At 45.8% G+C, this 22,957-nt stretch carries 22 protein-coding genes and 2 pseudogenes; 12 read left to right on the top strand and 12 right to left on the bottom strand.

Annotated features, from left to right (window positions below):
• Positions 1-223 (bottom strand): annotated as a pseudogene (locus tag B3K42_RS12165) (ISNCY family transposase); the annotation flags it as partial.
• Between the two features lie 367 nt (positions 224-590).
• Here B3K42_RS12165 and aroF point away from each other — a divergent pair.
• Genes aroF through B3K42_RS12125 form a run of 8 tightly spaced genes read left to right on the top strand, consistent with a single transcriptional unit; the run spans position 591 to position 7,791 of the window.
• Positions 591-1,607, top strand: coding sequence for a 3-deoxy-7-phosphoheptulonate synthase (gene aroF, locus B3K42_RS12160; protein WP_110990674.1), 1,017 nt, complete (start codon positions 591-593; stop codon positions 1,605-1,607).
• A 17-nt stretch (positions 1,608-1,624) separates the two neighbouring features.
• Positions 1,625-2,884, top strand: coding sequence for a 3-phosphoshikimate 1-carboxyvinyltransferase (gene aroA / locus B3K42_RS12155; protein ID WP_110990675.1), 1,260 nt, complete (start codon positions 1,625-1,627; stop codon positions 2,882-2,884).
• A complete protein-coding gene (locus tag B3K42_RS12150) occupies positions 2,881-3,663 on the top strand; it encodes a shikimate dehydrogenase family protein (RefSeq protein WP_110990676.1) in 783 nt (260 codons plus the stop codon). Before aroA ends, B3K42_RS12150 begins: the two co-directional genes overlap by 4 nt.
• Positions 3,660-4,787: a chorismate synthase gene (gene aroC, locus B3K42_RS12145; RefSeq protein WP_110990677.1), complete on the top strand. Its 1,128-nt coding sequence runs from the start codon at positions 3,660-3,662 to the stop codon at positions 4,785-4,787. Before B3K42_RS12150 ends, aroC begins: the two co-directional genes overlap by 4 nt.
• On the top strand, positions 4,735-6,222 hold the full coding sequence (aroB, locus tag B3K42_RS12140) for a bifunctional shikimate kinase AroK/3-dehydroquinate synthase AroB (RefSeq protein ID WP_110990678.1): 1,488 nt from the start codon (positions 4,735-4,737) through the stop codon (positions 6,220-6,222). Before aroC ends, aroB begins: the two co-directional genes overlap by 53 nt.
• Complete coding sequence (gene aroQ / locus B3K42_RS12135; protein WP_110990679.1) at positions 6,219-6,671, top strand: type II 3-dehydroquinate dehydratase; 453 nt, start codon at positions 6,219-6,221, stop codon at positions 6,669-6,671. The genes aroB and aroQ overlap by 4 nt, the downstream gene beginning before the upstream one ends.
• Complete coding sequence (gene aroH, locus B3K42_RS12130) at positions 6,668-7,027, top strand: chorismate mutase (RefSeq protein ID WP_110990680.1); 360 nt, start codon at positions 6,668-6,670, stop codon at positions 7,025-7,027. Before aroQ ends, aroH begins: the two co-directional genes overlap by 4 nt.
• A complete protein-coding gene (locus tag B3K42_RS12125) occupies positions 7,024-7,791 on the top strand; it encodes a prephenate dehydrogenase (protein WP_110990681.1) in 768 nt (255 codons plus the stop codon). Before aroH ends, B3K42_RS12125 begins: the two co-directional genes overlap by 4 nt.
• Positions 7,792-7,903: 112 nt before the next feature.
• Here the strand turns inward: B3K42_RS12125 and B3K42_RS12120 are convergent, their stop codons facing one another.
• The 3 genes from B3K42_RS12120 to B3K42_RS12110 all read right to left on the bottom strand — a co-directional run bounded on the left by B3K42_RS12120 (position 7,904) and on the right by B3K42_RS12110 (position 10,171).
• Positions 7,904-8,440 (bottom strand): hypothetical protein, encoded by a 537-nt coding sequence (locus B3K42_RS12120; RefSeq protein WP_292598986.1) that lies wholly within the window; start codon positions 8,438-8,440, stop codon positions 7,904-7,906.
• A gap of 245 nt (positions 8,441-8,685) precedes the next feature.
• Complete coding sequence (locus tag B3K42_RS12115) at positions 8,686-9,315, bottom strand: hypothetical protein (protein ID WP_292598984.1); 630 nt, start codon at positions 9,313-9,315, stop codon at positions 8,686-8,688.
• A 61-nt stretch (positions 9,316-9,376) separates the two neighbouring features.
• Positions 9,377-10,171, bottom strand: coding sequence for a hypothetical protein (locus B3K42_RS12110; RefSeq protein WP_110990684.1), 795 nt, complete (start codon positions 10,169-10,171; stop codon positions 9,377-9,379).
• Positions 10,172-10,322: 151 nt separating this feature from the next.
• On the opposite strand from B3K42_RS12110, the gene B3K42_RS12105 reads away from it, so the two are divergent.
• Complete coding sequence (locus tag B3K42_RS12105; protein WP_110990685.1) at positions 10,323-10,976, top strand: YggS family pyridoxal phosphate-dependent enzyme; 654 nt, start codon at positions 10,323-10,325, stop codon at positions 10,974-10,976.
• 146 nt (positions 10,977-11,122) lie between these two features.
• Here B3K42_RS12105 and B3K42_RS12100 read toward each other — a convergent pair whose 3' ends face one another.
• The 4 genes from B3K42_RS12100 to B3K42_RS12085 form a co-directional block, all read right to left on the bottom strand.
• Positions 11,123-13,276: a Tex family protein gene (locus tag B3K42_RS12100; protein ID WP_110990686.1), complete on the bottom strand. Its 2,154-nt coding sequence runs from the start codon at positions 13,274-13,276 to the stop codon at positions 11,123-11,125.
• A complete protein-coding gene (locus tag B3K42_RS12095) occupies positions 13,269-14,213 on the bottom strand; it encodes a pyruvate kinase (RefSeq protein ID WP_110990687.1) in 945 nt (314 codons plus the stop codon). Before B3K42_RS12095 ends, B3K42_RS12100 begins: the two co-directional genes overlap by 8 nt.
• A gap of 173 nt (positions 14,214-14,386) precedes the next feature.
• A complete protein-coding gene (locus tag B3K42_RS12090) occupies positions 14,387-15,289 on the bottom strand; it encodes an HD-GYP domain-containing protein (protein WP_110990688.1) in 903 nt (300 codons plus the stop codon).
• A 141-nt stretch (positions 15,290-15,430) separates the two neighbouring features.
• Complete coding sequence (locus B3K42_RS12085) at positions 15,431-15,808, bottom strand: hypothetical protein (RefSeq protein WP_110990689.1); 378 nt, start codon at positions 15,806-15,808, stop codon at positions 15,431-15,433.
• Between the two features lie 186 nt (positions 15,809-15,994).
• On the opposite strand from B3K42_RS12085, the gene B3K42_RS12080 reads away from it, so the two are divergent.
• Together B3K42_RS12080 and B3K42_RS12075 are read left to right on the top strand one after the other, a co-directional pair.
• A complete protein-coding gene (locus tag B3K42_RS12080; protein ID WP_110990690.1) occupies positions 15,995-16,615 on the top strand; it encodes a cyclase family protein in 621 nt (206 codons plus the stop codon).
• A 12-nt stretch (positions 16,616-16,627) separates the two neighbouring features.
• Positions 16,628-17,560, top strand: a complete 933-nt coding sequence (locus tag B3K42_RS12075) for an MBL fold metallo-hydrolase (RefSeq protein WP_110990691.1) — start codon at positions 16,628-16,630, stop codon at positions 17,558-17,560.
• A 360-nt stretch (positions 17,561-17,920) separates the two neighbouring features.
• Here B3K42_RS12075 and dctP read toward each other — a convergent pair.
• A pseudogene (gene dctP / locus B3K42_RS12070) lies at positions 17,921-18,847 on the bottom strand (TRAP transporter substrate-binding protein DctP).
• A 93-nt stretch (positions 18,848-18,940) separates the two neighbouring features.
• On the bottom strand, positions 18,941-19,177 hold the full coding sequence (locus tag B3K42_RS12065) for a hypothetical protein (protein WP_110990694.1): 237 nt from the start codon (positions 19,175-19,177) through the stop codon (positions 18,941-18,943).
• A gap of 259 nt (positions 19,178-19,436) precedes the next feature.
• On the opposite strand from B3K42_RS12065, the gene B3K42_RS12060 reads away from it, so the two are divergent.
• Positions 19,437-20,810: an MATE family efflux transporter gene (locus tag B3K42_RS12060; RefSeq protein WP_110990695.1), complete on the top strand. Its 1,374-nt coding sequence runs from the start codon at positions 19,437-19,439 to the stop codon at positions 20,808-20,810.
• 11 nt (positions 20,811-20,821) lie between these two features.
• Here the strand turns inward: B3K42_RS12060 and B3K42_RS12055 are convergent, their stop codons facing one another.
• Together B3K42_RS12055 and B3K42_RS12050 are read right to left on the bottom strand one after the other, a co-directional pair.
• Complete coding sequence (locus B3K42_RS12055) at positions 20,822-21,727, bottom strand: isoaspartyl peptidase/L-asparaginase family protein (RefSeq protein ID WP_110990696.1); 906 nt, start codon at positions 21,725-21,727, stop codon at positions 20,822-20,824.
• A gap of 180 nt (positions 21,728-21,907) precedes the next feature.
• Positions 21,908-22,765 (bottom strand): MurR/RpiR family transcriptional regulator, encoded by an 858-nt coding sequence (locus tag B3K42_RS12050; protein ID WP_110990697.1) that lies wholly within the window; start codon positions 22,763-22,765, stop codon positions 21,908-21,910.
• Between the last annotated feature and the right edge of the window lie 192 nt (positions 22,766-22,957).

The following is a 22,957-nucleotide window of genomic DNA, read 5'->3' as shown; positions in this document are numbered from 1 at the left end:
ATACTTCAAAATCATATTTCTTCTTCCTCCCACGTCTCTTTGTGAAATTGCTTCTCTCATTCTTCTTAGAATAACCTCTCCTGAGTATTAATGACGCATAGCTCCGGTTGTACTCCGCTACTCCAATAAACTCGTCAAGAATTCTACTCTTCTCCTTCTTTTCAGCCTCCCTGTACTTCTTTGAGTATTTCTCAATCAATCCAGTCATGTCTATTCTCTTCATCTTCGCATCTACCTCTTTCAACTTGGCATTCGCGAAGATTATCCCCTTGATCCTTACCTTTCGAGTAGTTTTATTTTTGATGCAACGTTACCCTTTTCGAGTAGATTATTTGTGATGCATATCGAGGATTTGACATGGTAGACGACAAAAGTGTAGAATCCTTTTATACCAGCGGGGAGTTGAGTAAATGATAGAGTTCAGTTTTTCCTGGATAAATGCATATTCCTATTATTATAACAACAGAAGCATTTGCTTGTGAGTGATAACTCCGGGTAAGTGCTTCTTGCATTTACTCCGGATGAAAGATACGAAAGGGTCTCCAATCCGGAGACCCTTTTCTTTTTCAACAGGAATGTGGGGTGGTGAAATGGTAGTCGTTCTTAAGAGAGGTACCGGTGAAGAGGAAATTGAGCAAGTCGAGTCTCTTTCAGAGAGTCTGAATCTGAGCTGTCATGTTTCCAGAGGGATGGAAAGAGTAGTAATAGGTGTGATTGGAGACGACAGGTATATGTCGGTGGAACGCTTTGAGGCTCTTGAATGTGTTGAGCAGGTCGTGCGTGTTCTCAAGCCTTTCAAGCTCGTATCGAGAGAGTTTCACAGTAAAGATATTTCAGTGGAGATTGGGGATTTGTCGGTAGGAGAAGGCAAGTTCATAGTCATGGCCGGTCCTTGCGCGGTTGAAGATCGACCTATGATAGAAGAGAGCGCCGCCTTTCTTTCGGAAATGGGAGTCAGGATAATCAGAGGTGGAGCCTTCAAGCCGAGGACTTCACCGTACTCTTTTCAGGGACTCGGAGAGATTGGTTTGAGATACCTGAGAGAAGCCGCAGATCATTATGGCCTCAAGACAGTGACCGAGGTAACCGGTGAAGGGACGCTTGAAGCTGTCTGTGAAATGAGCGACATACAGCAAATTGGCGCGAGAAACTCGCAGAACTTTCAGCTTATACAGAAGGTGGCCGAAAAGAGTAAGCCTATTCTTTTGAAGAAGGGTTTCATGAATACGGTCGAAGAACTTCTTCTTTCCGCAGAGTACATCGCTTCGAGGGGAAATATGTCGATAATACTTTGTGAAAGGGGAATCAGGACCTTCGAGACAGCCACTAGGAACACGCTGGACATCTCTGCCGTACCTCTAATAAAGCTGCAATCGCCTCTGCCGATCATCGTTGATCCAAGCCACGCCTCCGGGAGAAGAGACTTGATAATACCACTCTCTAGAGCCGCTCTGGCGGTCGGAGCCAACGGTATCGAAGTTGAGGTTCATCCAAGGCCGGAGAAGGCGCTTTCCGACAGCAAACAAAGTCTCAGTTTCGGCGAGTTTGAAAAGCTCATGAATAGTCTCGAAGAACTGGCCGGTGCCGCCGAGCTTTCGCTCACTTGATAGGTTGGGAGGAAAAGATGAGATTGCTGCCTTCAAAGAAAGTTGTCGGAGAAGTTGTTGTACCTCCGGATAAATCGATTTCTCACAGGGCTCTGATGATGTGCTCTATGTGCAGCGACGTTAGTGTCGTTCATAATTTACTTGAAAGCGAAGATACCTTTAGAACGTTTAGAATGATCGGTGAACTTGGAGGGAGCTTCAGAGGTGGTTTCGACAGAATGGAAATATCTTCGGCTTCGTGGAGAGAATCGTCTAGGCCTCTTGACTGCGGGAATTCCGGGACTACAGCTAGACTGATGGCCGGAATTCTTTCGGGAAAGAGAGGTTTTCACGTTCTCTTTGGAGATGATTCTCTGTCAGGCAGGCCCATGAAGAGAGTCGTTACCCCTTTGAAAGAGATGGGGGCAAGCATATCGGCTCGCCAGGATTCACTTCTTCCAATGTGCATATCTGGAGGAGAGCTAAGGGGATGTGAACATTCTCTCTCAGTTGCCAGCGCTCAGGTTAAGAGTGCGATTCTGCTGGCGGGGATTCAAGCGGAAGGTACTACGGCCGTTACTGAGCCACACTGCAGCAGGGACCACACAGAGAGGCTCCTCCGCTCAATGGGTGCCAAAATTAGTGTGATTCAGAAGAGAGTTGAGGTAGAAAAGAGCGAGCTTCTACCTGTCCGGTTTTCGATACCCGGCGACATCTCTTCGGCCGCCTTTCTGATAGTTCTGGCGGTTCTTCATGAAAATGGCAAGGTGACGATTCGAAATGTCGGACTGAATCAAGGGAGGACCGGATTCCTAAGACTTCTCATGAGTATGGGTGCAGACATCGAGCTGGAGATTGAAGAGAGCTTGCCAGAACCGGTTGGCGCAATCGTGGCCAGGACTTCCCGCCTTAGAGGAGTGGATGTTGGAAGTGATTTGATTCCTTCAATGATAGATGAGCTTCCGCTGATTGCGCTTGCCGGAGCTTTTGCGGAAGGCACAACGACTCTCAGAGGGGCCGGGGAGTTGAGAAAGAAAGAGTCGGACAGGATATCCGTTACCGTTCAGAACTTCAGAAGAATTGGCGTAGAGATCCTTGAATATGAAGATGGTTTTAGCGTTGAAGGTCCTCAAAGAATAACGGGAGGCAAGGTCGACTCTTATGGTGATCACAGGATTGCGATGCTTTTCTCAATAGCCGGACTGCTGAGCGGTGAAGGAGTGGAGGTAGGCGATTCGAAAGCAGTCGATGTTTCCTTTCCGGGGTTCTTCGAAACACTCGAGGAGGTTTGTCAGTGAAGTTATGCATAATTGGACATCCAGTTTCCCACAGTCTATCGCCGGCCATTTACGGACGGTTTTTCGAAAGAATGCGCATCGATGCAACGTACGAGGCAGTTGACATTCTTCCAGATGAATTCGCAGAAAAGATAGCTTCAGTTGTTCAGCATTTTCACGGGTTCAACGTTACCATCCCTTTCAAGGAGAAGGTTATCGCTTACGTGGTCAGCCAGGTTGAACCTCCGCTCTCGGCAGTAAATTGCGTCTTCGAGGGAATGGGGTATAACACGGACTGGGTCGGTTTTGGTAAGCCTTTGCTCGAGAGATCGATAGAGGAGCCTGTAATGGTTATTGGAGCCGGAGGTGCTGCGAGGGCAGTGATTTTTTTCTTGAGGAAAGCGGGCGTGAAGAGGATAGAACTCTTGAACAGAACGCTTTCCAGGGCGCAGAAGATCAAAAAGGAGTTCGAGATGCCAGGGCGGTTTGAAGTTGGTGTCTTTCCAATTGAGTCAATCAGAGAGGTTGCTTCGAGGAGCATGAGTATAGTTAACGCTTCCTCTCTTGGAATGAATGGAGAGGAAACGGGGATCACCTCTAAAGAACTGGACGGCAAGAGCCTCGTTTACGATCTGATCTACTGGAAGACGCCCTTGATCGAGCTTTCATACAACTGCGGAGTGGAAACCGTTCTTGACGGAAGACAGATGCTGCTTCATCAAGCTCTCGAGAATCTCAGAATATGGGGTCTGCCTTCAGGCAAGGTCTTCGAAAAGGCGTTCTGGGAAGTGATGCAATGAAGTTTACCGTAGCCGGAGACTCTCATGGCAGCGGCGTCTTCGGGCTTATCGAGGAGTTGCCCTCTGGTGTTTCTCTTTCAATCGAAGAGATAAATAAACAGCTACAGCGAAGGCAGAAGAGCTATGGCAGGGGAGAGAGGATGAAGGCCGAGCAGGACAGGGCAATCGTGAAGTCTGGTCTGTGGAAGGACCTTACGACTGGTGCCCCTCTTCTGATTGAGATAGAGAATAAGGTTTCCAGTGCCGAGAAGAGCGTGAGAAGCATCCCAAGGCCCGGGCATTCCGATTATGCTGCGTGGACGAGATACAAACTGAATGATCTGGCGGTTTATGCAGAGCGAAGCAGTGCGAGGTGGACTGCAGCACTTACGGCTATCGGTTCGATCGCGTCTCAGATTCTTCAAGAGCTTGGAATTACCGTGTGCAGTTCAGTTATAGCGATCGGAAACGTCAGCTGTGAACTCCCCTCATGGAGAGAATGGATTTCGAGGGATCGTAGATCTTCGGTTTTTTGCCACGATGAAATCGCCTACCGAGAGATGTTGAAGGAGATCGATACGGCAAGGGAGCTTGGGGAAACCCTTGGGGGAAGATTCGTTGTAATCGCCGATGGAATACCGGCGGGGACCGGCGGATATGGCAGTCTCTTTGAAAGACTCGATTCGAGAATCGGGAAGCACTTCATGGCGATCCCCTCCGTTAAGGGAATCTTCATTGGAAATCCCGATGTGAGGCTTCGAGGAGGCGCATACCACGATAAGCCCTACATTGAAGACGGGATAGTTTTCAGGAAGACAAATAACGCCGGCGGTGTCGAGGGTGGGATATCAAACGGCGAACGAATCGTTGTTGAGGCAAGCGTGAAGCCGATTCCTTCCTTGAGGAGGGGAATCTCTTCCGTCGATCTGAGCGACTTGAATGAGACAAGGACTCCTTACGTTCGTTCCGATACTACGGCGGTTCCGGCGGCTGCAGTCGTAGGAGAGTCTATGCTCTCGCTCTTGTTACTTGAGGCGATTCTCGAAAGATTTGGAAATGGTGATTTCTGCTCGATAAAAAGGAGGGTGAAGGATGAGAGTGTTCCTCATTGGGATGATGGGTTCGGGGAAGAGCACGATAGGTAGAATCCTCTCTTCCGTTCTCGATAAAGAATTCATAGACATGGATTCGGAGATCGAAAGAGTTAAGGGGATGAGCATAAGCGAGATTTTCGAAAAAGAGGGTGAGAAGGAATTCAGAAGACTGGAGAAGAACCTTCTGAAAGAGCTCGTCCGGAGCGACGAGATTGTCGTATCGACGGGTGGGGGTCTAATACTTGATAAGGAAAACCGTCAGATATTGAAGGGAGAAAATGCCGTCTATCTCAGACTTCCGCCAGCAGATCTCTACAGAAGGGTCAGTGTGAAGGGTCGCCCGCTACTGAAGGAAGGCAAGGAGAGTATCTTCAGAGTTTGGGAAGAACGAAGGGAGCTCTATGAGCAGTTCCCGTCCGTTGATACTTCATGCCAGACCCAGTGGGAGACCGTTGCAGCGATATCTATGAAAATTCCCGCTGGTGAAAGCAAAACGCTTAGTAGCGGTTCTCACCCTGTCTCAATATCACCGGGTGGGTTCAAGTCCATAGGTAGGATGCCGAATACGATAGTCTCAAGAAGGGTTCAGAAGATCTTTTCCGAATGGATTCCCTCTTCGGCTTTTTCCATAGATGACGGTGAAGAGGCAAAGGGATTTCGTACACTCTTTGAAATCTATGAGTATCTCATGGATCGAGGAGTTTCTAGAAGTGACATGGTGGTCGGTGCGGGTGGAGGAACGGTAACAGATCTCGTTGGATTCGCTTCCTCGACATTTAAGAGGGGTGTTCCAATAACCCTATATCCGACGACGCTTCTAGCTCAAGTAGACGCTTCAATAGGCGGGAAAAATGGGCTAAATTTCAAAGGATGCAAGAATGTAGTCGGCAACTTCTATATGCCCTATGAGACCATCATAGATCCAGTCGTAACGCTTTCGATGGACGAAGGACGGTTTGAAGAAGGTCTGGTAGAGGCCTTCAAGATATTTCTCATCACGGGCCGATGGTATGAGAATTTCAAGAGCCGGTGCAGAGACTTGAAGAATAGGAATCTGGGCGCGCTGTGTGAGATGCTGGAAGAAGCCGTAAAGCAGAAGAATAAAATAGTGGCGCTTGATACGCGTGAAGCAGGAATAAGAAGAATTCTGAATCTTGGTCACACATTGGGACATCTCTACGAGCCATTAGCCGGAGTCTCGCACGGCATGGCGGTGGCGTGGGGTCTGGAAAGGGAGATGCACTACTTCGCAAATCTAGGTCTTGTAGATGAAGGAGTGTACAGAGAAGTATCGGAAACGCTATCCGAAATCGTCGATCTGGATTTCCCACAGCTACCTGTTGAGGATGCTCTAAGACTGCTTAGAAATGACAAGAAGGCGATGACCTCGGAGAGCATGGAGATAGAGATACCCCTTGTCAGGACCCCCGGTTCCTTTGAATTTGCGAAGGTAAGACTAGATGATTTGCTGGCCGTGGTCGTATGAAAATACTCATATTGAACGGGCCTAACCTGAATATGCTTGGGATGAGGGAAAAGAGTCTGTATGGTGACTTCACATACAATGAGCTTTGTGAAACCGTCGAAAGAAAGTGCGTTGAAAGCGGGGCTTCGAGTGAGTTGTTCCAGTCCAATCACGAAGGGGAGCTTGTTGACAGGATTCATAGCATTGACTATGATGCAGTTGTTATAAATGCCGGCGCACTAACTCATTACAGCTACTCCCTAAGGGACGCGCTTGAATTGTTTAGAGGGATCAAGATCGAAGTACACATCTCAAACATATTCGCTAGAGAAGAGTTCAGAAGCAAGTCGGTGATCTCTCCTGTATGCAGCGGAACAATCGCAGGACTTGGATTGCAGGGATACTTGCTTGCCATAGAATATGCAGTTTCACATCTCAATTCGTTAACGGATCGGGAGGCGACAAAGTGAAAGCAATAAGGGGAGCAACGTCTATAGAGAAAGATTGCCAGGAAGAAATTCGAGACTCAGTGATAGAGCTTATGGAGGAGATATTCAGTAGGAATGAGATCACCGAACTGCACTCCGTTATATTCACCGTCACAAATGACATAACATCTTGCAATCCAGCAACTGCTTTTAGAAAAGTGTTCAATCAAAGCGATGTTGCGCTGCTGTGCCTCTATGAAGCCTCCTTTGAAAACTCTCCAGGGGGGATCATCAGAGTGCTTCTCCACTGCGAATCGGAGACGAAGAATTTCGTTTATCTGCGACGAGCTAAAAATCTCCGGCCCGACAAAGTACAGGCAGGAGACTCGAAGGCATGAAGGCCCACATCATAGGAGCGGGTTCGATCGGGGGATCGATTGCATTGAGGCTTTCCAAGCGCGGCCATAGGGTTTCGGTCTTTGACCAGAATGTTGTGACAACAGAGATGCTTAGAAAGAAGGATCCGAGCATTGAAGTATCCTCAGATGCCTTTACGCCGAGGGACCTGAGCGTTATCGCACTACCCATGAACTCCGAAGAAGAGCTGCTACTGTCTGCCGATTTCACCGGCCCGGTATTTGATGTCGCGAGCGTGATGCACCCCTTCCAGGAGATAGCTAGACTCAGGAAGATAAGATTCATAAGCGGGCATCCCATGGCCGGCAACGAGCATGTAGGTCCGGGAGGCTGGAATGAATTCATGTTTGATGGCCGCACATTCATGCTATGGCCGGGAGAGTGTGCGACAAAGCAAGACGTGGATCTTGTACTGGAAATTGTCGCTGACCTCGGTTCTATACCAGAATTTCTATCTCCGGAAAAACACGATCATATCGTGAGCAGAGTAAGCCAAGCAGTCTATTTTCTTTCTAGGGCCGCATTGAAGCTCGGCAAAGATGTTGAGAAGTATTCTGGCCCCGGTTACGATTCAACGTCTAGACTTGGAAGACAGAACATGGATATGGTTCTAGATATGGCTAGATTCAATGGTCCGAATATTGCGTCTTCATTGGAGGAAGCAGAGAGATATTTGTGTAGTATCAGAATTGCCATCGAAATGGGAGATCTTGATAAGTTGCAGGAAATCATCTCTATTCGCTAGTAAATAAGGGTGAGGATAATTGAACCTTCCAAACCAAAAATGGTTCAGAAAAGTCAACGGTAGTTTCTGCGAAGATTCAATTTCACAACTCCAAATAGGGTCGTTTCAACAATCACAAGTCTTTTGTCAAGAGTGTAATCTCATCGCTGCCCGAGAGCATGATTACCGAATCTAAAAGCTGTTCATCGCCGAAAAACCTTTTCCTTTCAAAGAAACGCGCTTGCCCGTTTGGAAATGGGCTTCTGACTCCAGACAACACCTCGATTCTCTCATATTTGCGACGATTTCTTTCAGCGATAACTTCATCAATTAACTCTCCCCTGAAATCAAGCGGCTCATCGGGAGAGTTGTATATGCAGCTTATGAATGCTGTACTATCGTCCTTCGGTATTGAATAGGGAGAAGAAGAGGAAGGGATCATTTCGCAGAAGGCTACAGGTCTCTCACTGGCATATGAAACAAAGTCAGAAACCTTGTCTTCTCCCCGGGAGCATCTGTACCAGTTAATTTTCTCCTCTGTTCCTCTACCGGTCCCATTGGTACAGATATTACACGTATCCCTCAACGACTCTCGTGAATAAGGCCTAAGACTGTCGCACTTTCCGGGCGGTTTAACAACCGTTTCATTTTGCTGAGCTACTGTTCTCATACCAGTGACAATCTCAACAATAAAACCAGAAGGGACAAGGCCTGCGATCATGAAATTTCCGTGAACTAACGAAAAAGGAAAGAAAACGGGATTATCTGAGCTTGCTTCTACCAGATTGAGTTCGGTCAGTCTAAGTCCTAGAACACGGGCCGCACTTCTTGCCTACAGCAATCCAGACTGATTCCAGGACATTTGTCGTCAAAATAATGGACTCTTATCTCTTCGGTAGTCATGCAAACTCCATATTATTTTCTTACAAGAGTATAGACTAAGTCTCTCGTCACTTCTTCTCTAAAAATGTAGAAACCAGCATTTCTCAACCACTGATCGTACCAGCTCTTCAGTGGTTTGAAATTATAGTTACCATTGTCATCTATGTACTCACCCACAACCACTGGGAGACCACTTTTCTTGAGAGAGTCATGCCTGGTCCTTGCCTCTTCCTCTTCACTGACTCCGGTAACGATAAGTCCAACACCGCTAGTCTTGACAGACCTTACTATTTTCAGAAGGGTCCTTGACCACAACTCCGGGTGAAGTCTCTGGAGTATTCCAACTGCCACGAACCCTTCAAATATACCAAGCAAGTTGAAATCGGAGAATCCGATGTTCATTATTCGGACACCCTTTGTCTGTTTCACGATTCTATTGCAGGAAACACCCACGACTCTGAGATTCATATCTCTCAGCAGAGGCCAGAGATCCGAGGAGTTACATCCAAAGTCTGCGATGATATTTGACTCTTCAAGAAAGCCCGCCATTCGAAGTACGAAATCCTGCAGTTTCTCCTTCTCTATCTCGAAGGCGATAGGCGTTTGCTCAAGCGTTTTTTCTCTATATTCTTCAAGCCATTCTCGTCTCTGCAATCTACTCACCTACTATAGAGATTGTATCTGAGCATGTAAGATAATCAAACAAAAGTCTTGACTCTCACTATCAGAAGTGGTAGTTCATTTTCACCTCTTCTGTTTTCGACTCTCCAAAGCTAAAGGTTACTTTAGCGATGAAAGAGAGGAAAGCATCTTTTTCTGCTTCAAAATTGACTCTTCTTGCTAATCCCTGCAAATCGTCTGGCGGTAGGAAGAGTATCTCTCTGATATTCTCTCCTTCGACTACCTTCACTGTGGCTTCAGAGATTTTCATTTCTTCATCTCTACAATCATGAGTGTAAAGCTCAATGGAGTAGTGGACCTTGTCTGTTTCTAGAAGCCAAGCATGCCCTGCAAGCTCATATTGCTGAAAACTGTAGAGATCTCGGGAAATGACAAACTCACTGCTCAATCTCTCTTCCCCGTCTTCTTTAATCCTAATCTGGCCATAGTAGACTCTTCCGGGCGAGAGTTCAATTTCGGTGGTGAAGACCCCGTTCTCAAGTTCCAGTTCGTAAGAGCTGACCTCTGAGGTCTCATCGATTACGTTGAGAAAAACCTGACTCACTTCGGTGAATTCAGTAAGCGTGAAGGAGGCTTTGAGCACTGTTTTTTCTAGACTTACTGAGGATCTTGCGAAATGAATTGACTTGACCATTTCCTCAGATTTCTCGATGCGGTTCCGAACGTCATTGACAACGGAATCGAGAGAGGCAACTCTCGATTTGAGAGTGAAAAGGTCGGTACGGACTGTCGAAATCTCTTCCAAAAGTTTGTTTGATGTAATAACGGTTGTTGCGAGATTAACGATTGCAGCCGCCGAAATCAATACAACCAATAACCAGGCGTTGCCCTTACCCATAACATCATCTCCTACTGAGTATTCACCCCGGCAATACGAATAATATCACGATCGCCGTATCATCACGACTCTCTCTTGAGTAGATTTAATTATGATGCATTACGACAAGGTCCAAATTCTGTTGCTATATAATTGGAGGGGAGGTCTGAAAATGATTATTGAAAATGTGCGAAGACTGAGAGCAGAACTGCCTGATTATGTAACCATAGTTGCAGCTTCAAAGACAAGAACGGCCGATGAAGTTCTTCAACTTCTAGATAGTGGTGTGATAGATGTCGGAGAAAACTATGTTCAAGAGGCGGAAGAAAAGCATCATTTGATCGGCGACAGAGCAAGGTGGCATTGTATAGGTCACTTGCAAAGAAACAAAGTCAAGAAGGCCGTCGAGATATTTGATCTCATACAGACTGTGGATTCGCTGAAGATTGCTAATGAGATAGACAAGCGATGCGCATATATAAACAAGAAGATACCAGTAATGATAGAGGTGAACAGCGCTAGAGAGGACAACAAAGCCGGAGTCTTTCCAGAACACGTTCTGGAACTTATTACTGAGATTTCCCCTCTCGAACATATTTCCACAGTAGGTCTTATGACAATGGGTCCGCTGACAGATAAATCTGAGGAGATCAGGCCTTACCTGAGGCTAACAAGAAAACTGTTCGAAGAGATCGCAAAACAGAAGATAGAGGGAGTAGATTTGCAATATCTCTCCATGGGAATGTCTAGTTCCTACAGAGTAGCAGTTGAGGAGGGATCTAATATGGTTAGGCTTGGAACAATTATCTTCGGAGAGAGACAGTAGAACCCAAAAATCTGCACTGCCAGCAATAGAGGAAAGATGAAATAGACTCTGATCAAATGATCATAACTATTTGTTGTAGATATCACAGTAAAACCAAGACCTCGAATGCGAAAACTCGTCCGTTTGCTATAGAAGTAAGATATTCATCAGGCGCTGCCAGTATTCTTAAGCAGTTCCAATCCTATTCTCATTCTCTTCGTATCAACATCCAGAACTCTCACCTTAACGATTTGCCCAACGCTCAAGACTTCAAGAGGATCCCTCACCCTTGTGCCCATTTTGCTCTTGTGAATCAACCCGTCCTGTTTCACCCCAATGTCAACGAACGCGCCAAAGTCTACAACGTTGCGAACAGTTCCTTCAAGTTCCATCCCTTTGGATAGGTCCTCCATGGAAAGAACGTCCGTTCTCAGGATTGGTTTTTCAAGCTCTTCTCTAGGATCAAGGCCGGGCTTCTTTAGCATTTCCACAATTTCTCTCACGGTGATTAAGTTAAAGCCTCTCTCCCCTGAAATGGCTTCCATATCAATTTCATCAAGTATTTTGGGAATCTCCTCTTTTCTTGTGAAAAGTTCTTCCGGGCTCAGATCAACACTCTCGAGGATAGCTCTGGCAATTTCATAGCTTTCGGGATGGACCGAGGTACCGTCCAAAGCTTCAGATCCACTGATTATTCTACAGAAACCCGCTGCCTGTTCGAAGGCCTTTGGACCTAGACCGGAAACCTTCAGCAGTTCCTTTCTGTTCCTGAACGCTCCGCTTTCCGTCCTGTGCTTTACAATGTTCACTGCGGCTCTAGAATTCAATCCGGATATGTACTTGAGCAAATGCTCCGATGCAGTGTTTAGATTGACGCCTACCAGATTCACGACGGACTCGACCTCTCTGTCTAGCGTCTTCTTCAATTCCGATTGATTGACATCATGCTGGTACATGCCGACTCCAATAGCTTCCGGGGGGATTTTCACGTATTCAGCCAGTGGGTCCTGAACTCTCCGCGCAATCGAGATCGCTCCTCTTGTAGTTACGTCTTCGTTCGGGAACTCCTCAATCGCAACTTTTGAGGCCGAGTAAACCGAAGCACCCGACTCTGTTACAATCATGTATTTGACGGGAAGTTTGTGTTCCTTTATCAGCCTGCTTACAAAGACCTCTGTTTCCCTTGAACCTGTACCGTTGCCGATAGATATGAGTTCGACCTCTAAGGTATTTATGGCCTGAACTACCTTCATCGAAGAGCCGATGTAGTCGTTTTGAGGTGGGGTTGGATATATCACATCATGATAGAGAAGGGAGCCGTCCTTCCCAATTACAGCCACTTTGCATCCGGTTCTGTAACCCGGGTCTATACCCATTACGACTTTTTCGCCAAGAGGAGGCTGGAGAAAGAGATCCCTGAGATTTCTGGCGAAAACATGAATCGCCCTTCCTTCAGCCTCTTCCTTTATTATGTTTCTAACTTCTCGCTCAATTGATGGCATGAGCAATCTAGAATAGGAATCGGCCGAAGCTTCTACCAGTTCTCCATAGTAGGCAAGATAGTCTTTCCACCCTATCAAGTCTCTTAGAGAGGGCAAAATATCGAAGGGCAACTCGAGCTTCAACGAGAGAATCTCCTCTCGTTCTCCCCTGAAAAGTGCCATGATCTGGTGAGCGGCCAGTCTAGAGATCGGTTGAGAGAAATTGTAGTAGTCCCTGTAAACTTCCCGCTCGTCCTGCTTATCTGAATGAGAGCTTTTGATTGTCCCTTTGGCCTTAAGTTGATTTCTCAGCCTTTCCCTCACGGATATCTCCTGGGAAAACTCTTCGGCAAGAATATCCCTGGCTCCTTCTAGAGCCTCTTCTATCTGAAATATCCCTTGTTCGGCATTGACAAACGTAACGATAAAGGTTTCGTCCTTGATCCTTGAAGATTTCAGGAAGTCTGCCAGAGGCTGGAGCCCCTTCTCTCTGGCTTTATCGGCTCTTGTTTTCTTCTTCGATTTGAAGGGAAGATATAGATCTTCGACAAGCTGAAGATTCTTCGCATCCTTGATTTTTGCTTCAAGTTCATCGGTCAACTTGCCTTTTTCTTCGATTATTCTGAGTACTTCCTCTTTTCTTGAGCGAAGCTTCTTGGCATACTCAAGAGCATCGGAAATTTCCCTCAACTGTATCTCATTGAGTTCACCGGTCTTCTCTTTTCTATACCTTGCTATGAACGGTATCGTCTTTCCTTCTTCCAGTAGTTCCACGGCGTTCTCAATTTTCCATCTTGGTAGAGCTAATGAGTTGGCGATATCCGTAACTATTTCATTCATCCGAAGTAACCTCAAGAACTGTCTTGATTGCTTCAATAGGAAAGGTTCCATAGGCAGTTTCGTTTGAGAGGACGATTCCAGCGAATCCTTTCATCTGGATGTCCTTTAGGTGGCATAGTTCGCTCCTTGTAGCAAAGGGGTGGTCAACCATGTGTTCGAGAACCTCCCCGGCCATCAGGACTGGTTTGTAGAGTTCATTAATGTTATCAGAAAAGTAGCTATAGAAATCAACAAGCCCTCTTGCGCCTAACTGCGCACCAAGATCTCCGCGGCATAACCAAATTTCGTCGCTTGAAGATGAGATCTCTCCTACTCTGGGAAAAGGGAGCTCTCTTTCGATTTTTGAAGTCACCGGTCTTCCGGAAAGGTCTTTCAATTCGATTACCTCGCTTGGACTTGAAACAAAGGAAAGGGCGTATCTAACAAAATCGTATTTCCTTGTCGCAAGAACGATATCGGAATCTCTTGAAGAGAGCTCAATCTGATTTATTGGGTGGGGCGATATATTCATACCCTTTGATGCTCTTATGACTCCGCCTCTCAAAACTATAGCTCTTGCGTTGTCTGCTTCCTGTTTCAGCACCTGGAGTTCAATTCTGCCATCTTCTATTGAGATCTTCATTCCCGGAGAGAGATATGAAAGGGTCCGCGGATCTATAGCGATAGCCTTAAGATCCGAACACTGACTGCCAAGAGTGACCTGTTCTCCCGCCTTTATTTCCATTACTGGCTGATTCCGCGACAACCTGAGCTTTGCACCCTGTAAGTCAATGTAAAGAGGAAGAGAGCAGGTATCCTCGTAGTATGAGGTAAATTTCTCGAGTTCCTCTAGAGTGACATGCGAAGAATTGAAGCGTATTGCTGTCGCACCGGCCATTTCTACAGATTTTAGAAGTTTTCGGTCATTTATTGTAACAACAATTGAGAATCCGTCCATCTGGATCACCTCTACTAGAATTATAGCAGCAACGGGATTTGAGAACTTAGCATTTTGAGAAAGAAGAACCTAGTTGAAATTGACAGATGAGCTTCTAAATGAAGGCTCTAATCAAAGAATCGTACAGCAGTCGGTAACTCAAGTGCTGGAAACTACTTCATCAAAGGTGGGAACTAGATAAGTCCTTCAGCTATGCATTCCTCAAGAGTCTTTACGATCTCCGAATCATATAAAGTACCGGACTGAGACTTAAGCTCTTCGAGGGCGTCTTTACAACTCATAGCTTCTCGGTAGGGTCTTCTCGATGTCATCGCGTCGAATGAATCGGCGACGGCGACGATTCTAGCCTCCAGAGATAATTCGCTACCCTTCAGCCCATCGGGATAGCCCGACCCGTCAAGTCGCTCGTGATGATGCCTTATTATTTCTTGAGTCTCTTCAAGGAAGTTCCCCTTCACCATCTCGCAACCAGTAACTGGATGAAGCTTGATTATCTCGAACTCCTCCTTACTCAATCGAAAGGGTTTCTTCAATATTGAATCGTCTATTTCAATCTTTCCGATGTCATGGAACAAAGCTCCCATCGCAATAACTTCTTGTTTCTCTGGAGGAACGGCAAGTTTTCTTGCAATTGCCAGAGAAACATCTCTCACTCTCTTTCCGTGGCCATGAGTGTATGAGTCCTTAATCTCCACTTTGGAAAGTATATCCTTCATCACCGCCATATTATTGCTTATGTATTTGAAGAGCGGTCTTGAAGATACATGAAGCAACCTAACGTTCGTTTGGGGTTTTAGTTCGACAGGGGACTTGAGATTGTGGGCATAAAAGTAATCTCCAGGTCCTAAACTCACTTCTTTTTCGGAGTAATTGCACGAAATGGTTCCCTCTATGATGTAGTAGAATTCAAGCAAATCCCCATCCGGGAAGGTATCCAGAAAAGTTATAACACCTGAATGCAATTCGTAAATCGAAATTTCCACACCGTCACCGTGGGCCAAAAGAGAAAGTGAGGAGTTCTTCTGAACAACTGTCTCGATCGTTTCGTTAGCTTTACATACTTTAAAACCTTTCATCTCTTCCCCCATTGAAGCCGACAAAGCAACCATAATAATCATACAGAGTCTATCACATAATGTCATGGAGATTTCAGTTAGTCAGAAAATGCCGTAGTTGTCTACGGCATTTCATACTGATGATAGTTAATGGTGGTTCGATTAGTCATCGATTATCAGAATCGGATCGATCAAAAAGACCTTGTATCCTAGCCTCACTGGAACATAATAGCAAATTGCCTTATGTCCTAGCTCACCGATTTTTGTTATGGCACTCTGGGAAATCAAGAACGCTCTCTCAGCAAGACTGTTTCCGAGATTGTCTATTAGAGTCTCATAGGCCACCAATGACATGCCCTTCTCTTCGTAATGCTGCGTGAATTTCTCGGCCTTCTGAACTGCGGTCTCGATTAAAGATTCAATCTGCTCGTTTGCCGAGTCGGCGATGTCCTTCGCCAATTCAATCGACGAACCAATCGCAGATGACGCAAAGGACAATACGAAGAGGAGTACTAATGCATAACCCAATACTCTTTTCATACTAACTCTCCTCCTTTGAATTTCTTCGAGTGTATTAATCATATCATATAATCTAATGATTTCAAATATGCGATTGAAATGTTGGAAAGAACGTGGAAGCATTGCACTCAGGAAAACGTTTCAGGAATCCAGTATATGCTATTCTGTAATTATTGTTCATTTGAGAAAGAAAGAGAGGTGATCCTTGTGAGGAGGTTTATCGATTTGACCAGAGTTGTCGAAGATAACCAGCCGGTGTATCCTGGTGACGATCGCACAAGGTTAAGCAGGTCGAGAGTCTTGAACGAAGACGGATACAACAACCACAGACTTGAAATAAGTATGCACTCGGGAACCCATATAGACGGCCCACTGCATCTCACCCAATCGGATCTCTATATCGATCAGATCGAGATCGACAGACTTATATGCAATGGAGTCCTCCTTGACGTGAGGGGAGAGATAGAGATAACACTGAAGCCGCAGTACGAAGATGTGGTCTCTGAAGACTCGATTGTTCTTTTCTGGACTGGACGAGATTCCTTGTTCGGAAGCGAGGACTACTTCTTGAAGAATCCATATCTGACTTCCGAAATGGCTGAATTTCTGGTAAGGCGTAAAACGCGAATGGTTGGCTTTGATTCATCTTCTCCGGATCGATACCCTTACGATATCCACAGAATTCTCTTCAAAGGAGGCTGCTTCATCGCGGAAAATCTCGTTGGTCTCGAAAAGCTGTCGGACTCAGAGGACCTGGAAATCTTCGCAATTCCGCTCAAGATTCATGCGGATTCTTCTATAGCCCGAATCTTTGCCGCGGTTAGATAGGAGAGAAAGCCCTTGAAGATTCAGATAGTCGGCAATAGGGGAGTATTGTTTACCTTTCAGGGCGGAGACTCCCCAATGAATGGAGAGACGTCCGTCTATTTGATAGAAGGCAGAGATCACTTTTATTTATGTGATACGTTTCTAGGGAATAGATCTATGAACGTTGTTAAGAATCGAATTAATGAAAGTCCGAGAAAGGATCTTGTAGTCTTCAACTCACATTCGGACTACGACCACATCTGGGGAAATGGAGCATTCGACGGATGCGAAATCGTCGCTCATGAATTTGCAAGAAGAAGAATGGAAGAAAGATGGGACTACGATTTCGAAAATATGGAAAGATTTCGTGACGGAGATGTTGTAAAGAGACTTCCCGGTATCACCTTCAGCGATAGACTAGTCTTTGAAGATGACGACATAGAGTTTCGTTATATGCCCGGCCACACTCTCTGTTCTTCGGTATGTATCGACAGAAGGGATTCGGTGATCTTCGTAGGTGATCTTGTGGAAGATCCTTTGCCACTAACTCTCTGGAACGATCTGGTCACCTTTACGGAGAGCTTGAAGACTGTACTTGAATTATCATGTCGGACCGTAATTTCCGGGCACTCCGGTATCGTCGCTGAGAGTCTCATAAGAAAGAATCTGGAATATCTGAAGTCTCTTTTCCTTGGTGAAGAAGTAGATGTTGAAGGAGGCGAAGATACACATTCCTTCAACACAAAGTATCTCGAGTTTCTGCATTATGAAGATATCGCAAGAAAATTGCTTGGCGAGAAGTTTGACTTCGAGCAGTTCAAGAGAGAATTTTGGCAGATGCTCGGAGTAGAACAGGAGTCTCTGAAATTTGAATCGACACTGATCCGACAGACTCCTTCTGAAAGACTTGAAGAGATCTGGCCACAATATGAAGAGCGGTTGAAAAACAGAAAGGCTTTGGAATGAAAGAGAGTAGGATACTGAGTACCGTACGAATTCGATGTAGGTGAAAGGATGTTTGGACTTGCGATTATTCCTTTAATTATCGGCATCACGGTGGTTGTGGGACTGGTTATGCACTTCACGATTGCAAGGTGAAACGAAAGTAGGTTAATAAACCAGTAGAGGTCTTAGTTTATACGGGTTAAGCGAACGCATTTCTTGATTTATTTGCCATGAAGGGCATCTTTCTGGTGCCTTTGCTCTTCCATCTTAAACTGCTGCCCCTCAAACTGTCGGAGCGATTGAAGGGCAGCTTGATCCAACAGTAAACCTACTCTAGTGGCATCTCGAATCTGCAGAATCCCCTCTTCATTGATCGCTGGGTTACAACCCTTCCGAGGCCGTTTGAATCCTGCTGTATGTGTCTTCGCCCCAGACGGCAGAGAAACGATTCTGGGAGTAGTAGACCGCAGCCTGTTGGAGCAGCCCATCCTTGCAGGGTATCAAAATCTGGACACCGTATTTCTGGGCGAGCTCGCCGATTATTCCAGCTTCGTGTGCTAGAAATTCGGTTTCCATGAATGATCTCGCCGTGTGCAGTGCCTCGAGAATCCAGCCTCTTTGGTCTTCGCTCAGTCTCTTCCATGTGGTCTCGCTAATTGCCGGGTTTACCGATTCGATCTGATGGCCGGTGAGTATTAGGGTCTTTATCGAATCGATGCACTCTTGAGCTGTAACGTATTCAAGGAGCATTTCCGCGCCCGGAATCTAGCCGCAGCTCATTGCATCTTTGAGAGTGCTCTGACCCATATGGACAGGAGATGCACCAAGAGCTCTGCAGGCGTCGAATGAGCCTTGGTAACAGTTAGAGCAGAGTCTAAGTCCCTCAAGTTGAGAAGGATCTTCGATACCGCTTATGGTTTCGTTCAAGAAGAGATGATGACTTCCACTGTACCAGTTATCGAGCACCCTAACTCCGGAGTTTGCCGCGGCTCTATCGAGAAGCTCTGCCATGATTCCACTATCCATTGCCTTGTCCATGTGCTCCACGTCCTCGAAGAGATAAGCGGCGGAGAAGATCGAGAGTTCAGGAAGAAACAGGAAGTCGGCAATCGTACACAGGCTGCAGCCAAAGGCCATTACTTCCGTTCCGTTGATTGCACCGGAAAGAAGTTCTTCGGGACTGTGGTTATTAGTATGAAAGATCCTGACGTAAATGACGCCTCCGCTGAGAGTGTTTACGGTGCTTGCGAAGACCTTCATAGCTTCAACTTTCACATCATCTACGGGAGCGGAGTTAAAGGCGCTTATGAATACGCTGTACTCTCCTCTTCTTCCTCTCCTTCTCTGTAGAAGCCTCTCGCCTCCATGTTTTCTAGAGTAACTGCTTCCAGATTATCCGGATTATCCTTGATAGGGGGGGACATTTGCTGCGAAGTTGTAGAATTCGAGCACTTCTTCTTCCCCTTCCGGGTAGAATCCTCTCGCTTCCATGTTTTCTCTTTTCAGGGAATCTTCTTCGAATGTCTCTTCATTAAAAGGTTCGTACATCTCGTCTATCGGTTCTTCGGAAAAGACCGATCCACCAAGCAGTATTAGTGAGACCAAGAGAAAGACTGATAATACCTTCATTCTTCTCATGTGATCTCCTCCTTGGGCCAATGAGGCCTCTTATCGGTTCGATCGCTTTATGTAAGGACGATATATGCACTTCCTATCGCTTCGAGAGTATATACCCCGAATGAGCAACTGAAGGGGTACATTTGCTTCTAAGTTGATGGGAACACTTAAGAAGAATCCTGTAGACAGAATTCGTTAGCGATCCATTCTTTGCACGCCTAACAACTGCCGTAGATTAGTGTATTATGTTAGCAGGTGTCTCTGAGATGGAGGGTTTTGCTTGAGATTCAGAAGTTCCGAAGAAAGAGCGAGGGCGATGGGGACTATGAAGATCCCTTCACTTCTGGTAGGTCTTTCGATTCCTTCGATTATTGCAATGCTTACAAATGCCATCTATAACTTAGTTGACACATTCTTCATAGGGCGGATAGGTACAAGCGCTGTGGGCGCAGTTGCGGTTGCCTTTCCCATATTTAACCTTATAGGGGCAATTGGCCTGACGTACGGTGTGGGAGCCGCTTCATATGTTTCGCGTTTACTGGGAGCCGGCGAGAAGGAACAGGCAGATAAGGCCGCTTCAACGGCACTGTTTACAAGTCTGGCAACAGGAATCGCCTTTGCTCTTCTCGGATTGATGTATTTGGACCCGCTATTAATTGCTTTTGGAGCGACCGAGACAATTATGGAATACGCAAGAGAATATACCATGATAATCATTATGGGATCGATCTTCACCATGATGAACATGACGATGAATAATCTTGTGAGAGCAGAGGGCAACGCGCAGAGATTTATGGTTGCAATGGTCTCTGGAGCACTACTGAATGTTGCTCTGGATCCGATATTCATCTTTGGTTTTGGAATGGGAATAAAAGGAGCCGCTGTAGCAACAGTAATCTCTCAGTCAGTGTCTACGGTGATCATTCTCGAATACTTCGTCCGTAAGAAGAGCTTTACTAATCTTTCGATAAGACTGTTTAGATTCTCGCTTCATATATATTCGGAAATCTTCAAGATAGGGCTTCCAACATTTTTGCGTCAGTTTTTATCAAGTTTCTCGGTTGCGCTTCTTAACAATGCTGCAGGGGCCTTTGGAGATCATGCAGTTGCCGCGGTCGGGATCACGATGAGAGTATTGATGCTTGGGATGATGGTTCTTTTTGGGTATGGACAAGCCTTTCAGCCGGTCGCCGGTTATAACTACGGCGCAAAGAAGTTTTCAAGGGTCTTTGAAGCGCTAAAGTTCTCCATACTTGTCACTACAGTTTTTGCGACTTTTTTTGCCATCATTGGTATGGTTATTCCCGGCTCGATTGTAAGCATTTTCAGTAATGATCCCGAAGTAATAGATGTAGGTTCAAGAGCCTTAAGAGCGGTATCTATCTTTTTTCCGTCCTTTGGTTTTGTCATAACCTTCACGGTTCTTTTCCAGGCTTTAGGCAAGGGCTTCGCAGCGGGTTTGCTTTCGATGTCCAAGCAAGGACTGTTTTTAATCCCCGCGATTATTGTGTTGCCTCGCTTATTTGAACTTAACGGAGTCATCTATGCGCAGACGATTGCAGATTTCTTCACTCTCTTCGTTGCTGCAATCTTGGCAATGATGATAGTTAAGAAACTCAAGGCACAAAGTAAGGAACTTTCGCTGGCAGATTAGTAAAGCTGCTTTTAGAAGATTACCGGCGTATGACCATCTTTTATGAACGCCCATGACATATCCTTTGAAGTGTGTCCAATACCGATATTTCCATACCTATCGATTGCTATTAAGCCGCACTCACAGTCGAAGTATCTGGCTCTCTCTAGAGCGATGTCGACGGATTTTTGAGCGGGATACTGTTCCATGAAGAAGGCGACCAGCCTGCTCAGAGTGAGCTTCATAATCTTTTCTCCATGACCCGTTGCAGAGACTGCACCGAATGAGTCCGCGTAGGTTCCTGCACCGATAATGGGAGTATCGCCGACCCTTCCGAAACTCTTCATTGACATTCCGCCTGTCGACGTCCCTGCAACCAGTCTTTCATGGTCATCAATGGCAACCGCCCCACATGTGGAGTGGTACTCTTGTGCTTTTCTGGCCAGCGAGATGCTTTTCCCGAAACGTGTTTTTTCTCCTCTTTCAATTCTTTCTAGTTCAGCCTTCCACTGCTGATATCTGTGAGGAACAACGAGGGCGTCATCTCTGGGAAATTCCAGTACTTTAACAAATTCCTCCAGTTCGGCTCCTGCGAGCAAAACATGATCCGTCTGTTCCATAACAGCTCTAGCCACTTCTATCGGATGGAGTACTCTTTTCAGCCCAGAAACTGCTCCCGCATTCAGATTATTGTCCATTATCGCGGCGTCCATTTCAATCTGGCCATTGTAGTTAAGTACCGATCCCCTGCCGCAGTTAAATGTAGGATTCTCTTCCATCTTCGACACGGCGGCTATTACGGCTTCTTCAGAGCTGTTTCTTTCTTCAAGGATGGAGTACCCATGTATGACTGCTTCTTCTACTCCTCTCCTGTGTTCATCGAAGTCCTTGTCACTCTTGAAGCTTCCTGTACCGCCGTGTACAATGATGGTCTTCATGCCAACACCCCGCTCCAAATGGATAATTGGGTCTTAAAAGAAAAGAGAACATTCCTCGTTAACTCAAAGAATAAGAAAGCCACGAATGGCAAAAAAAAAGTAATTCCCCACTTCGATTCCATCGAATTTCCTAAGACTCAAGCAGACTCATAAAGCTTTTTGCTTGCACCAGACCTATTTCTACCGGTCCTCCATTCCCATAGCTCTGTATCCTCTTTCCTCCACTTCAAATAGCTTTTTCATTTCCTCCACACCCGTCTGTTTCTCACTCAGGATAATGAAGTTCCCTATCATTTCCGCTACTGCAACGGGTCCGACGAAGGAATTCCCAAACAGAAGTGAGTTGTTCTCGCACACTATAACTGAATAAGCTCTAGAATAGATAGGACACTCAATCGAATCCGTGACAAGGAGAGTCCGGACCTTCCTTTCGTCTGCATAGTCGACCATGTATTCTATCTCTTTCGAGTAGGGAGGAAAGGTCATGACAATGAGAACGTCAGCACTATCCATTAGCTTTATGTTAAACGAGAAGTCAGAAACCGATCCCGTTAGAAGCCATGTCGGCTTCTTCTGTAGAACTGATATAGTGTATTGCATCAGAGAGACAACGTGTTTTGTGGCTCCAAATCCGCCGAAGTAGATATTCCTGGCTAACCTTATTGACTCCACCCACTTATGAATCTCTTCTTCTATTCCGGAGAGGGTGTTCTTGAGATTGTTAATCTCATTTTGAGCGAGCAACTTCAGTTGATTTTCGATAGGAGCTCTGTCAAGATCAGTAGTCGCGATCTTTTCATACGGCGATAGCCTTCTTCTAAGTTCACTCTGGATCGCCTTTTTCAGTTCATTGAATCCCGAAAAACCGAGACGCCTAGAGAATCTGACTACAGTTGCCTTGCTCGCGCCGGCCATAGAGCTGAGTTCTTCAATGGACATGAATCCCACCTGCGAGTATTCTTTGAGAATGTAGGTTGCTATCCTTTTGTATGCTGGAGACAAGTCGTCTTTGATTCTCGCTATTTCTTCGGATACCATTGCTATCAACCTCTCGGAAAGAAATCAGTTATCAACTACTCTATGAAACTATCTTTTCATAATAATAGCATATTGAAACTATCTTTTCATAACAGTATTCGCTGCCTCTTGCAGGAAACTGAGCTGATCAGTTAATTGCGGAAGCCTGATCTCGATGCTCTACTTTGACTCAACTTTGACAGCAAAAGGGAA

It is taken from the genome of Mesotoga sp. UBA6090 (genome assembly GCF_002435945.1).
GTDB lineage: Bacteria > Thermotogota > Thermotogae > Petrotogales > Kosmotogaceae > Mesotoga.
The sequence above is the reverse complement of the archived record's forward strand: the minus strand, read 5'-3'. Positions and strand labels throughout refer to the sequence as shown.